Origin of the sequence: Salarchaeum sp. JOR-1 (assembly GCF_007833275.1) — an archaeon.
In the GTDB taxonomy this organism is placed as follows: Archaea; Halobacteriota; Halobacteria; order Halobacteriales; family Halobacteriaceae; genus Salarchaeum.
Genome location: NZ_CP042241.1, coordinates 2,310,434 through 2,323,062, shown reverse-complemented (window position 1 = coordinate 2,323,062; position 12,629 = coordinate 2,310,434). Strand labels below are relative to the sequence as shown.

The following is a 12,629-nucleotide window of genomic DNA, read 5'->3' as shown; positions in this document are numbered from 1 at the left end:
GTCATTCAGACACTGGATTTAGCAAGATATCACGGCTTCCACAATGGTTGTTACGGCCTCTCGGGATGAGCGATAGTATATTTGCCGTTTGGATGGGGCCTGAATGCGCCCAGAGATTGAGTTCTGGGTATTAGAGTCATAGAGGGACTGTGTTGCAAAGATTCCCACATCCATGGAAGAAATATTGTTTGGTTGAGTGTTAAACCATTTATCGGCATATCATTGTACAGGGCCAGATAACAGGACGGAATTCAAACCGAAGATTGGAAATATGCGCCGGGTCAGGTTCCACTCATAAGATGGGGAATCCTTCATGTCTCTACTGAGGAGAGTATTTGAAATCTATAAGGAACACGGGATTGTTCAGTTAATATTAAAAGCCCAATTATTTATTCAGGCTCGGCTCGGGGGTGGTATCACGGATCGCCCCAATGTGGCAAAGATTTCTAATCTTTTTAAACCCTTGTTCAATCGAATATTCCAGTTTAGGTTTGGGTCCGGGATTGATGTTATGGAGGCAGATTGGGATACACTCATTCTCTTAGATGCGTGCCGCTATGATGATTTCGAGAATCAAAATGATTTACCGGGGACACTAGATAGTCGGATTTCTCAAGGGCCGGATAGCCCAAAGTTCATCAGAGAGAATTTTGCTGGACGAGAATTACATGATACAGTTTATGTAACTGCAAACCCTCATGTTGATCGCATAGATGACGGAGTATTCCACGCAATTGTTGACGACCCGTTATCTAGTTGGGATACTAAGGCAAATTGTGTGAGGCCTGAGACGGTTACAAATGCGGCGATACGTGCCCATGATGAGTATGACGATAAACGGGTAATTGTTCATTATATGCAGCCCCACGATCCGCCACTAGGCCCGACGGGGGACAAATTACGCGACCAATTAAATCTCGGTGGAGTCGATCCAAACGACCAGTCAGATAAGATTAGACTCTTTGAGGCGGTCGCTGATGGCGAGATAGAGGTCGAAAAAGCGAGGAAGGCATATCGTGAAACGCTCGATATCGTCCTGGAGGAAGTAGAAGAACTTATCTCAGAGATCGACGGAAAGGTGGTTGTTTCAGCAGATCATGGGGAAATGTTCGGTGAACAACCATACCCCATATTAGGAAAACTTTACGAGCACTATCGCCATCCTCATACTGTCGAACTGTGCAAGGTACCCTGGCTAGTCATCAATCATGGCCCACGTCGACACACTGTCTCCGAGCCGCCAACAGATACCGCGGACACGTTTGAAGAAGATCTCGAAGAAAAACTTGAGGCCCTCGGGTATCGGTGACGAGGTATTTATTTCCGGTGAATGAACCAACCTAGTAGGCCAACTCCAAATTTCTTTTCGATGAGGTCTGCAACCAATTTGTCTTCTTCACCAAAGACATCGAAGATCTGGAGAGGGATTAGATAGGATACAAGGACGATAACTGGGAGGGTTACTGCGAGGAGTAATTGGCTGTCGATTAAAGCGGTAACAATCCATCCAACAGACAGCGGTGGCACACCTGAGAGAAGGACGTAGACGGTTCTTCTATCAAAGGGCAAGAGTCCCCGGAAATATCGGAGTTCGAGAACTCCTGCGATAACGCCGCATGTAATTCCCACTGCAGTTCCAACTGCAGCACCGAGAATTCCGAGTCGTGGTATGAGGAGAAGATCGAGGAGAGCGTTTACACTGACCATCAAAACAGTGTTTGCTAAAGTCAATCTGGTAAATCCAAGTCCCTCAAGAACCATCCCTTCTGGGCCTACTGAGGAATTCACTAGATAGCCGAGTACAAGAACAATTAACGCTCCTGCGCCAGCGGCGTATACGGGAGTGAACAGCAGAGATAGATATGTCCTTGGTGCTAAGATGAGTGTCAGTGCAATTGGGAGGGTGCATAAAAGTATCCAGCGTGCTGCGAGACTGTAACGGCTGTTGAGCAACTCATTGTCATTTTTTACCTCGGTAACCATTGGCTTGAAGACTGGTGCCAATGAGTTCAAAAATATCAGTATATTAACCCCCAGGAGATTAGCTACCTTATATATTGCAAGATCCTTCGAATTTGTATTCGGGTAATATCCAATTATAAAGAAATCTATTTGGCTGATTGTCGCATAAATTACGCCAGCGAAGACTAACGGAAGAGAATAGGAGAATAATTCGCCCAGCCCGAAACCTTCGACTGGGCCGTCAAACAACCAGCCGACCCGGCGTTGCAGGAAAATAACTCCTGCGAGAGCCACCACGATTACCGACAATAGGTATCCCCCCAATAGGGCCACAAGTTCGTAACCTGCAAATATGAGGCCCAGTGTGACAAGTAGTTTCCCTCCAGGAAGAAGAAGATCACGTAGAAACACTCGATACTTCAATTGCTTTATTGCGATAAACATGCGAATCACGATATCGCGGAAAGCCAGAAATGGGAGTGCAAGAGATAGAATTGGTAGTATCTCGGTTAATCTCCCCTCCCCAAATATCGAGGCTATCTGTGGCGTAACCAACCAGAGGACGAGTACTGCAAGTCCGGTTCCAAGAAGCGCAATTACAGTCGTGGTGGCGAATAGATTTCGCGCTTTCTGGTAGTTCTCATCAGGAAGATACTGGGGGATGTAGTAGTCAATTCCCCGATAGACACTTAGATCGGCCACTGATTTAGTAAAGAGAATTACAGCCAATCCGAGTGAGTAGACTCCGAACGTTGAGGCAGAGACTAATTTAGTAACTCCGATCGTGAAGACGAAACCCAACGCTCGTCCGAAAACACTGCCAAAGAAGGTGATACCGCCCTGAGTTGCAAGGGTACTGACGCCAGCGTCATCAAAATTATCCTCATCCATGTTTCATCAATAACTGGTATAAATTGCTTCCATTAACTTATCTCAATTAACGATATTATCTAGTCTTGGCTTGAACTCCGCCATCAGTTCTCGACCAAATTAAATTCTTACTCGTAGACACATTACTTATATCCAAGCGCTTCGAGTTGTTCTTCCGCAAAACCACTAACTAATTGAGTCTGACTTGAAGCCAGTCATTTTTAAAGAAGTTTTGAATTTAACTCGTCATCGATCCCACGCGAAAGTGATCCAGTATTCGTATCAGTGTTAATGGAGCCAACTACGTAATATTGTCGTTCTTTGACCGAAGTAATTTCTGCGTTCCACAATTGACAGCTTTTCGCTCACTTCCATAATGGCTGGCCTCACAGAGACCACTTCTGTCGTCCGGGATTGGTTCAGTCCATAGTTCTCCTTTGACAGACTCTCCCACTGTGTTTAGAATTACTGGGTATATATCGGTAAGACTGGGCCAACCACCGGAGGGATTGGCTATCTCTTGTGGCTCGGAGGGTACTTGTTGGTTTTCATCCCCATCTGTGACAATAGTATTGGCCCCGTGTTCGTGAGGATACAGTCCAGATAGAATGCTCGTAACTGCTGGGAACGTCCATGTACCCGGTGTAATAGCATGTGAAAACTCTATTCCGATTTCCGGGACAGAATCTGGCCGCAACGCATCGACTGTGACAACAACAATGTGATCGGGCGCAGTTTTGAGTGGGTTAAATTTAGATTTAGGCAAATCCGATCGCCTGTTGGCCGCTGTTGAAAGGAAGCGAAAGTATAGCGGTTTTAATAACTGTTTCCCCGGTTTCAACGAGGTCCCCAGTTATCGCGAAGCCGAAATGTTGGCCGTATATAGTTTACTAGTCTGTACAGGAGTACTGTCCAGATAAGGATGAAGAGTGACACGGGGCAATCTTCTAGTGTTCATGCCAGAAATTCCCGCCTCATTGGAGTCCTGATTGCTTTGAGTTAGGTTTCTAGTGGGAGAGACGAAATTCGAACCTGACTTGAAGCTTGGTATCCAACTTATTTGATTGGACTACTGCTTCCGGATTCTAATTCAGTTTTGATATGTTGAGTGTCGAACGACCGGTCGCAATTGGTTACCGAAGGTAGATTTACGGCCGCTTGATAGCGCAAAGACGAATCGTGTTACGGTTGACGGGAAATTATTCATCTAAATGGAACGCTCTGGCTGTACGCTGTTATCAGTTCCGACACGAAACGATTGCCGTACTACAAGGGTTCTCCAATAAAAATCGGACGATCACCGAGGTGATTATCGCGGAACTCTGCGACAAACATTTCGTTGATTCTGCACCATGGCTGCAAGCAATACTGCCCCGACACAGGCTCGATTACAGATACGAGAAACACGGTAATTGGAACAGCGTTGAACGTTTCCTTGGAGAATTATAACGCCGAACCAACCTGCCCTATAGATGTTTCAGCTATCTAGAAGCAGATACTGTCGAAAATCAGCTTCAAACGTTCGGATTCGCACGAAAAAAGCTTATCTGAACACTACCTGATGGTATGAACAAGCCTTTATCCTCCCCAGACTACGTCGTCGGTATAGTCATGGCCAGTCAGTCGTTCCCGGAGTATCTCGACGTCGACTACAGTAGCGGCGAGAACGAATCTCCCGAGGAGTATCCGAGTCTCGAAGACAAGATCGAGAAGGCTATCGAAGTCACTCGACAGGGCCTGGAGGAGTACGAGAACCCCGCGATCATGTGGACGGGCGGGAAGGACTCCACCCTCACGCTCTACTTCGTCAAGGAAGTAGCGGAGGAGTTCGGGTACGACCTCCCACCAGCAATCTTCATCGATCACTTCCAGCATTTCGACGACCTCCATGACTTCGTCGACTACTGGGCCCAAGAGTGGGAGCTCGACGTCATCTACGCGCGGAACGAGGACGTCGGCGAGTATGTCGCCGAACACGACCTGACGCCGGGCGACGACATCCCGATCAGCGAACTCTCGGAGCACAACCAGCACCACGTGCGCGACCTCCTCGAGTACGAGGAAGACAGCTTCCCGTTCCTCCTCGACACCTACGTCGGCAACCACCTCCTGAAGACCGTCGCCCTCAATGACGCCTTAGAGGAGTACGACGTGGACGGCATCTTCAGTGGGATTCGGTGGGACGAACAGGAAGCCCGCGCCGACGAGACGTTCTACTCGCCGCGTCACGACCCCGATATCTATCCGCCCCACGATCGAGTGCAGCCGATCCTGCAGTTCGACGAGCGCGCGGTCTGGGACGCCTTCTGGTACTACGTCGTCCCCGAAACCGTCGCGGGATTCCCGGACGACGGCTACGTCCCCCAATCCTACGACGATCTCCCGAACGACCTCACGCACGCGGACATCCCCATATCGCCGAAGTACTTCGAGGGCTTCCGGAGTCTCGGGTCGGAGGTCAGTACGGAGAAGGCCGAGGACGAACCGGCGTGGTTGCAGAACCTTGAAGAGACCACGGAGCGTGCGGGCCGCGCCCAGGACAAGGAAGACCTGATGGAGCGGCTTCGCGATCTCGGGTACATGTAAACGATGGGGCTGTTCGATAAACTCCGCGGCGACACCGACAAGCCCCGCGTCGCCTTCCTCGGCATCGACGGCGTCCCCGACAGCCTCATCCAGGACAACCCAGACGTGTTCCCGAACCTCCACGCGCTCAGTGAGGACGGCGCAAGTGGGGAGATCGAGTCGATTGTGCCGCCGGAGTCGTCGGCGTGCTGGCCCGCGCTCACCACCGGCGTGAATCCAGGTGAGACGGGCGTGTATGGGTTCCAGGATCGGGAGAACGGAAGCTACGAGACGTACGTGCCGATGGGGCGTGACGTGCAGGCGACCCGGGTCTGGGATCGCGTCACGGACGCCGGCCGGGACGCCACAGTAGTGAACGTCCCCGTCACCTTCCCGCCCCAGGGGAACCTCCAGCGCATGGTCTCCGGATTCCTCTCCCCCGGCATCGAGAAGGCGTCCTCGGACCAGGAGGTCGCAGAGTACCTGGAGTCCATCGACTACCGGATCGACGCGAACGCGAAACTCGGCCACCAAGACGACAAGTCCGCGTTCATCGAGAACGCCCACGAGACGCTGGACGCGCGCTACGAGGCGTTCTCTCATTATATCGCGGCGGACGACTGGGACCTCTTCTTCGGGGTGTTCATGACCACGGATCGCGTGAACCACTTCCTCTACGGCGACTACGCCCAGGACGGCGAGTACAAGGAGGAGTTTCTCGATTTCTACGAGAAAGTAGATGAGTACATCGGCCGGCTCCGCGACCAGCTTCCGGATGATGTGACGCTTATCGTCGCCTCGGATCACGGCTTCCAGACCGAGGCGTACGAGGTCTACCTGAACACGTGGCTTCACGCCGAGGGCTGGCTCGACTTCCGAACGAGCGACCCGGAGAATCTTGACGACATCAGTAGCGAGACGAAGGCGTATTCGTTCATTCCGGGGCGGTTCTACCTCAACCTCGACGGCCGCGAGCCACGTGGGAGCGTTCCCCAGGCGGACTACGACGACGTTCGAAACGACCTCGCGGCGAAGCTCGAATCGCTCACGGGCCCGGACGGCGACCCAGTGATCGAGCGCGTGGTCACGAAGGCGGACGCGTTCGCGGGCCCACACGATGACATCGCGCCCGATCTCGTCGCGATCCCCCGTGAGGGCTTCGACCTGAAGGCGGGGTTCAGTGACGACCACGACGTGTTCGAGCACGGCCCGCGGAACGGGATGCATTCGTTCGACGACGCCACGCTCTTCGTCGATGACCCAGCGGCCAGCATCGCGGACACGAACCTCTACGACATCACGCCCACGATTCTCGACTTGATGGAGATGGACTACGATCAGCGGGAGTTCGACGGCACTAGCCTCGTCTGACCCCTACCACCAGGTTTTTTAGAGAAACGCTATCACTGCCACGCACGATGACCGACGGCGAACCACCCCACGAACCCGCCGCAAGCCGAGAGGGCTACCGGACGCTCCAGGAACGAGTCTCCCGTCCGGACTACATGCTCCTCGGCATCGCCGGCGTGTTCGCCGTCGGAATCGGTCTTGCCGGTGTCGTTCCCGCAATGCAGAACCTCGCGATCGGCGTGAGTTCCGTGTTCGCGCTCGTCCTCATCGGCGACCTCCTCTTCCGCAACCCACCCCGAGCGATGGCCTCCGAGGACGCACGTGACGAAGGCGGTCGTCCGGGCTACCTCCGGAACGTCAAGTACGACTCCGGCTGCGTCGAACTCTGGGACCATCTCAGCGAAATCCGATACGACACCTGACCTGCCGTCCGAATTCACCCGGACGCCCGCAGCCATTCGCCTCATCATTCCACCCGGGTGGATTGCAGAAGGTTGTGCTGTGTTGAATGGCATCCTCTGAGACACGGTGAAGCGGCACCGATTTTGAGACCGCCGGCATCAGCCCCTGACAAGCGAATCAAAAATTCAACCATCCCAGCCAGCACCGCTATTCAACACGACAGATATTCTGGACTTTGAATGATGTTTCTTCCAAAAACGATAGCAGTGTCTATCACGTAACCCTTCGACGTCACTCGTCTCCCTCGCAGACTTTATCTCGAAGCTCTTCGAGCAGATCGTCGCGGTTCTCCGCCAGTATTTCCACGTCCTCACCCACGTTCTCGATCTTGGTTCGGACGCGACTCACCACTCGGTAGCGGTAGTTGTCGGAAACGTCTGCCTCCCCCTTGATGATTTCACGCTCACGCTCGGTGAGGAGTCCACGGTACTGGTCGTCTACCATACCCGCTCGTTGGCTGGCTTCTGCCATAGTACCTATTACTGCGTGCAGTTACTTAATTACTGGTTACAGTCATAGTGACTGTGAGCAGTAACCTATAAGTGACTACAAATAGTAACCAGTGATGTGAAAGCCCGGCCCTCAGGGCGTAGCGGTCGAAGGAACGCCCGCGTGCTGTGACACGCGGGCCGGGTTCCCCACGGTGAATGAAGAACCCATGTCAACGAACGCGGCGCCGGGGCAAGAAAGTCTCGGTACGACGGTCGAACCGACTGAAGAAGACACCTGCGACGAATGCGCGAAGCTCTCCGAAGGCTTCCCGTGCGCCGACTGCTACATTTCTGGCCGGAAGGGCTTCGAGGGGGTGACGGCTTAATGCAGCGCCGTCAGTTCCTCGCCGCCGCCGCGCTCGCTACGCTCCCGCAGGCGGCGGCTGGCGACACGCCCGCTCCCGAGGAAATCGTGGAAGACCGGAGTGTCACCGACGACGGGACGCACTCGCTGACGGACTGCGGTTCCGTCCCCGGAGACCTCAACAACGTCCACGTCACCGCGGAGATGAATGGTGGCCCGCTCGAAGTTGAAGGCGTTCACGAAGAGGGCGGCTGGAGCGGCGTCGGACTCCGGTGGATGTCCGGCCCCATCAAGGTCGGCACCGGCCTCGACCCCGACGACGCCCGCGACCTTGCCGCCCGGCTGGTGGTCGCCACCGATGCAGCGGAGGGAGAATTCGATGACTGACCTAACCCGTCGTCAGTACCTCGGCGGCGTCGCTGCGCTCGCAGCGTCTCGCTGGGAGAATGAGGACTACGACATCCAGAATGTCGAAAACTGGGAGCCGCTCGGCACCAGTCTCTACGTGACCGGTGAAATCACACCAGATGAAGTGACGGCCAGCGCCGACGGTGAGTACGGTCGGCTCACGTTCAACGACGACGATTTCACCGAGCGGCTTGCTCAGGTGACGTACTGGACTGAGGGTGTGTCGCTGGAGATTGAGGCCAAGGGCGACGGTAACGTGCGAGCCGGACAGTTGACCGGTCTCACGACCGACGAAGCCCGCGAACTGGCTACCATACTGTTCCAAGCTGCTGAGGAACTTGACCGTCGACGCGAGGTGGATGATGCCGACGAGTGATTCCCGCGTGACGGCTCGCATCTACCGGGACGAGAATGGTCAAACGAAGAAGGTGTATAAAGTGGGCGACATTACCGTCGGCAGCGTAGACGAACTCCACGCCGCCCTCTCCGCACGCTGACCACGCCGTACATCAAGACAGCAACACACTATGACAGACATCACCGACATCACGGATGTGTACGTTCGGATCGAGTGCGACCTGCTCGTCGTAGGTGACTCGATTATGACCGACCGGCACCACGCATCGAGCGACAACTACGAGGACGATGACCCGCAGAACCAGATCGGCGGCATCATCCCCGCCTACCCGCTTTCCGGCTGGCTTCGTCACGGGATGGAGGGCGTCGTTCAGCAGCGCGGCGCGACCGCCTGCCACCCCGGCGAGTCCAACGCCAACTTCCGGAAAGAGGACGTGTACGACCGTGACCTCGAGGACGGCTACCACGAGAAGGGCGCGTGCGTCGACGACCCGAAGGAAGACGACGGCTGTGTGATCTTCGACCTGTTCGGTGGCTTCGGCGGCGTCCCCGGCAAACTGATGCGCCGCCCCATCAAGTTCTCGCCCGTCCGCTCCTCGGTGAAGTACGAGCGCGGACAGGCTGAGGGCCACTACCGCCGACTCAACCGAAACGTCGTCTCCCGGAACGAGGAAGACAACCGCGAGCCGCTCCGGAACACCGAGGTCGACGCCGTAGCGAATCTCGACGGCTGCTGGCACCTCTCGTTCCGCGAGACGAAGCCCGAGTTCCTCGGGCTGCTGGCCGAGGCCGTCGAGTTCCTCAACGCCCATAACACCGATTTTATGCACCAACTCGGCGGGTCTCGGAACTTCGGTGCGGGCATCGTCTACTGCGACCTCATCAACCCGCTCTACGAGGAGCGCGAACTGAGGCGCGTCTTCGACCGTGCGAAAAGCAACACCAACAAAATGGACGACAAGGACGAGCGGTGGTCCGAGAACCACCGCCACGAGATCGAGGACGCGCTCGCCTCCCGGATCGACGGTGATCACGGATGAGCGAGAACGCACGCCTCACCGACTTCGAGGACGACGACGGCCCCGAGGACGAGATGGTCGCCGCGTACCGCCACGACGCTCACAAACTGAACGGCGAGCCCCACGAGTACGCCCCAGAGACGTTCGCGGGCGTCCCGGTGAACCAGACCGTCCCGCTCGGCGCGGACGGCGATGCGTCGGCACTTAGCCGGCCCAGCGGCCAGCCCGAGCAGACGGTCGACACCCACGAGAACCACTACCGGCTCTCGCTCCTCACAGGGGAGAGCCGGTACGACCCCGAGGAGTTCACACGAGCGGACGTGGAGAGCGCCGTGAGGCAGCTGCTGACCAAGGACGATGCCGAGACCATCCATCGGGCGTGGCTCGGCAGTGAGGTCGTCTCGGCGTTCAACGAGAGCGTCTACTACCCGTACACCTCGCTGAAGTACCACACGCTGCTCGTGGCGGCGCTGCTCGACAACTACCGCGCCGGCCACGAGTTCCGCGACCTCGCGCTCGTGGTCGACCCCGCCGAGGAGATCGTGGCCCACCGCACCGTCTACGCCGGCGACGAGTTCGCCCTGCGGATCGCCCCGACCGGCGACCGCGACGGCCGGCCGTTCGCCCGGCTCGGCTCCCGACCGTGGCGGTCGTGGGCGTCGACGTGGCAGCGGTTGACCGCTCACCCCGTCGACGCCGACGGCGACGAGTGGGAACGGGCGCTCGACGCCAACCTGCGGCGCATCTGGAGCTGGTCGACCGCGCTCCAGTACATCGAGGATTTCCAGAACTGGGGTGGTCGGCCGTGACGCGCATCCAGCAAGTGATGTGGGAGATGGAGATGGACTACCTCGGCCACCCGTACTACGTCACGGGCAACGCCATCTACCACGCGTTCGGCCAGCACCTCGCGCCCGACACGGCGCAGTCGATCAACGCGAGTCACGGGATGTTCGTCCCCGGCCAGTTCGGGACGTTCCCCGAGGAACACTCGAAGGGCGGCATCAAGCCGTACCTCGGGTCGTCGCTGGCGGACGTGAACGCCTACGACGACCTGTTCCTGTTCCGCGACCCCTCGCACTCGTGGCTGCTCGACTCCCGGCCGCGGGACGCCCTGAACGTCCACCCGATCCGCACCCAGCACCGACAGCCGGCGCTGGCGCACGAGACCATCATGGGGCGCCCGGACGACTACCGGAAGGACGCCCAGACGACGAAGTGGTACGTCCACGCCTACCTCCACGCCGACGACCCGGACGTGCTACCGCTGGGCGAGGACGTGCTTGATGGACTCCAGTTCGGTGGCCAGCGGAACTACGGCTACGGAATGACCCGGCTAAAGGACACGCAGACGGTCGACCTCGAGGCGCTCGACTACTCCCGGCTTCGGGACGCCGAGGCGTACCTCCTCGAGGTCGTCACGCCGTACGTCCTTCGGTCGGAGTACCCGGCGACGAACGACGTGGACGTGCCGTGGTGGTGGAGCGTCGACGACGAGTCCCAGCTGCGCCACCGCGAGGAGAAGATCGTCGAGGGCGGCGACGTGTTCCGGTGCGAGACCATCGACCACGGACAGGTTGTCGGCTACACGGGCGACCGGCCGGTCGAGACGGCGAAGAACGCCATCACGCGGGTCGGTTCCCACTCGAAGTACGGCTTCGGGGAACTCCGTGTGAAGCCGGTCGAAGCCCGACCCGACGACGAATTTACCGAGGAGGTGATAGAAAACTCCGCAAAAGTCTAGTACGCTCGCTGATAATACCCGGTTGAACCCGCCGGGTTAAACTCACGGGTTCAAATGAATAAAGAAAATCGTACTTGCAACAACTGGTTTGCCTACATTGACTGTTCGGACTATCAATCAGAAGCCAAGGCGAGCCGGGAAATGGCCCGTGAATTCGCCACACGCCTTGACGCTGACCGCGACATTCCTCGCGTGGGCATCGGTGCGGCCGACTACTGGGATCTCACCTGGGAACTCCTCGCTACCCACAACGTCGATGCCTGCGTCGTCATTCTCGATGAAGTTGACAAACTCGATGGCGATGCCCTGCTCCGCAGTCTCACTCGCGCACGTGAAAGCGGCAAATCCAACACCCATATCGGCGCCATCTGTATCAGTAACAAAATCGCCTACCGCGACCGCATCAACGAACGCCTCGCCTCCAGTCTTCAGGATAACGAACTCGTCTTCGATCCCTACGATGCCCCGCAAATCCAGGCCATTCTCAACCATCGGACCGACGCCTTCGCAGACGGCGTGCTCGCGTCCGGTGTCATCCCGAAGATCGCGGCGCTGGCCGCGAAAGAACATGGGGATGCTCGCAAAGCTGTTGACACATTGTATGAGGCGGGCTGTCTCGCCGAAAAACGCGGCGACGACACCGTCACCATCGACCACGTGACCGACGCCGTCCACCATGCGGCGGTAAATCGCTTCGAACGCCTCGTCAGTGGCACGACACCACATGTCAAATTCATCCTTCACGCATTAGCTCTTCTCACACAAGAAAACCCACAGGATCAGGCCTTCCGCACCCACCGCATCTACACCGCGTACACAACAATTGCCGACCAGGAAGGCAGCAACCCCCTTTCAGAAGACCGCGTCTACCGCCTGCTGAAAGAACAAGCCTTCCTCGGCATCACTGAAGCCAATCATACCGGCGGCGGGATGGGTGAAGGCAGCTACCTCGAACATCACCTCATGCATGACCCCGAAATCGTCATCGACGCGGTCACTTCCGCATAGTAATATCCGTCAAGGTAGATCAGACGGTTGGCGGATCGACCGTCAGAGGTTATTACATAGGTCCTGTGTTGCCAGGGTACTCTTTTTTC

12 protein-coding genes are annotated in these 12,629 nt (G+C 56.6%); 10 read left to right on the top strand and 2 right to left on the bottom strand.

Translation table 11 applies throughout. The annotated features are described in order from the left end of the window. The first annotated feature begins 313 nt into the window (after nucleotides 1–313). Nucleotides 314–1,309 carry a hypothetical protein gene (locus FQU85_RS13075; RefSeq protein WP_206022052.1) on the top strand — a complete coding sequence of 332 codons (996 nt, stop codon included), beginning with the start codon at nucleotides 314–316 and terminating at the stop codon, nucleotides 1,307–1,309. A gap of 8 nt (nucleotides 1,310–1,317) precedes the next feature. On the opposite strand, the gene FQU85_RS13070 is transcribed toward FQU85_RS13075, so the two are convergent. Continuing rightward, on the bottom strand, nucleotides 1,318–2,853 hold the full coding sequence (locus FQU85_RS13070) for a flippase (RefSeq protein WP_145848638.1): 1,536 nt from the start codon (nucleotides 2,851–2,853) through the stop codon (nucleotides 1,318–1,320). Between the two features lie 1,590 nt (nucleotides 2,854–4,443). Between FQU85_RS13070 and FQU85_RS13065 the strand changes: the two genes are divergently transcribed. Genes FQU85_RS13065 through FQU85_RS13055 form a run of 3 tightly spaced genes read left to right on the top strand, consistent with a single transcriptional unit; the run spans nucleotide 4,444 to nucleotide 7,169 of the window. Next, a complete protein-coding gene (locus FQU85_RS13065; protein WP_145848636.1) occupies nucleotides 4,444–5,418 on the top strand; it encodes a phosphoadenosine phosphosulfate reductase family protein in 975 nt (324 codons plus the stop codon). Nucleotides 5,419–5,421: 3 nt separating this feature from the next. After that, nucleotides 5,422–6,768 (top strand): alkaline phosphatase family protein, encoded by a 1,347-nt coding sequence (locus tag FQU85_RS13060; protein ID WP_145848634.1) that lies wholly within the window; start codon nucleotides 5,422–5,424, stop codon nucleotides 6,766–6,768. Between the two features lie 47 nt (nucleotides 6,769–6,815). After that, nucleotides 6,816–7,169 (top strand): hypothetical protein, encoded by a 354-nt coding sequence (locus FQU85_RS13055; RefSeq protein WP_145848633.1) that lies wholly within the window; start codon nucleotides 6,816–6,818, stop codon nucleotides 7,167–7,169. Nucleotides 7,170–7,440: 271 nt separating this feature from the next. Here the strand turns inward: FQU85_RS13055 and FQU85_RS13050 are convergent, their stop codons facing one another. Then, nucleotides 7,441–7,653: a hypothetical protein gene (locus FQU85_RS13050; protein ID WP_145848631.1), complete on the bottom strand. Its 213-nt coding sequence runs from the start codon at nucleotides 7,651–7,653 to the stop codon at nucleotides 7,441–7,443. 372 nt (nucleotides 7,654–8,025) lie between these two features. On the opposite strand from FQU85_RS13050, the gene FQU85_RS13045 reads away from it, so the two are divergent. The 6 genes from FQU85_RS13045 to FQU85_RS13020 all read left to right on the top strand — a co-directional run bounded on the left by FQU85_RS13045 (nucleotide 8,026) and on the right by FQU85_RS13020 (nucleotide 12,540). Continuing rightward, the gene (locus FQU85_RS13045; RefSeq protein WP_145848629.1) at nucleotides 8,026–8,391 is read left to right on the top strand and encodes a hypothetical protein; all 366 of its coding nucleotides are present in this window, start codon (nucleotides 8,026–8,028) and stop codon (nucleotides 8,389–8,391) included. Further along, entirely contained in the window at nucleotides 8,384–8,788 is a 405-nt protein-coding gene (locus FQU85_RS13040; RefSeq protein ID WP_145848627.1) for a hypothetical protein, read from the top strand. The genes FQU85_RS13045 and FQU85_RS13040 overlap by 8 nt, the downstream gene beginning before the upstream one ends. A 151-nt stretch (nucleotides 8,789–8,939) precedes the next feature. Continuing rightward, complete coding sequence (locus FQU85_RS13035; protein WP_145848626.1) at nucleotides 8,940–9,809, top strand: hypothetical protein; 870 nt, start codon at nucleotides 8,940–8,942, stop codon at nucleotides 9,807–9,809. After that, nucleotides 9,806–10,597 (top strand): hypothetical protein, encoded by a 792-nt coding sequence (locus tag FQU85_RS13030; RefSeq protein WP_145848624.1) that lies wholly within the window; start codon nucleotides 9,806–9,808, stop codon nucleotides 10,595–10,597. The genes FQU85_RS13035 and FQU85_RS13030 overlap by 4 nt, the downstream gene beginning before the upstream one ends. Then, nucleotides 10,594–11,532 carry a hypothetical protein gene (locus FQU85_RS13025; protein WP_145848621.1) on the top strand — a complete coding sequence of 313 codons (939 nt, stop codon included), beginning with the start codon at nucleotides 10,594–10,596 and terminating at the stop codon, nucleotides 11,530–11,532. The genes FQU85_RS13030 and FQU85_RS13025 overlap by 4 nt, the downstream gene beginning before the upstream one ends. A gap of 54 nt (nucleotides 11,533–11,586) precedes the next feature. Further along, on the top strand, nucleotides 11,587–12,540 hold the full coding sequence (locus FQU85_RS13020) for a Cdc6/Cdc18 family protein (RefSeq protein ID WP_145848620.1): 954 nt from the start codon (nucleotides 11,587–11,589) through the stop codon (nucleotides 12,538–12,540). The last annotated feature ends 89 nt before the right edge of the window (nucleotides 12,541–12,629 follow it).

Bases quoted from the DNA above. Each gene is read 5' to 3' on its own strand.
- FQU85_RS13060 (WP_145848634.1), top strand. From the start codon at position 5,422: ATGGGGCTGTTCGATAAACTCCGCGGCGACACCGACAAGCCCCGCGTC.
- FQU85_RS13065 (WP_145848636.1), top strand. From the start codon at position 4,444: ATGGCCAGTCAGTCGTTCCCGGAGTATCTCGACGTCGACTACAGTAGC.
- FQU85_RS13075 (WP_206022052.1), top strand. From the start codon at position 314: ATGTCTCTACTGAGGAGAGTATTTGAAATCTATAAGGAACACGGGATT.
- FQU85_RS13035 (WP_145848626.1), top strand. From the start codon at position 8,940: ATGACAGACATCACCGACATCACGGATGTGTACGTTCGGATCGAGTGC.
- FQU85_RS13030 (WP_145848624.1), top strand. From the start codon at position 9,806: ATGAGCGAGAACGCACGCCTCACCGACTTCGAGGACGACGACGGCCCC.
- FQU85_RS13040 (WP_145848627.1), top strand. From the start codon at position 8,384: ATGACTGACCTAACCCGTCGTCAGTACCTCGGCGGCGTCGCTGCGCTC.
- FQU85_RS13070 (WP_145848638.1), bottom strand. From the start codon at position 2,853: ATGGATGAGGATAATTTTGATGACGCTGGCGTCAGTACCCTTGCAACT.
- FQU85_RS13055 (WP_145848633.1), top strand. From the start codon at position 6,816: ATGACCGACGGCGAACCACCCCACGAACCCGCCGCAAGCCGAGAGGGC.
- FQU85_RS13050 (WP_145848631.1), bottom strand. From the start codon at position 7,653: ATGGTAGACGACCAGTACCGTGGACTCCTCACCGAGCGTGAGCGTGAA.
- FQU85_RS13020 (WP_145848620.1), top strand. From the start codon at position 11,587: ATGAATAAAGAAAATCGTACTTGCAACAACTGGTTTGCCTACATTGAC.
- FQU85_RS13045 (WP_145848629.1), top strand. From the start codon at position 8,026: ATGCAGCGCCGTCAGTTCCTCGCCGCCGCCGCGCTCGCTACGCTCCCG.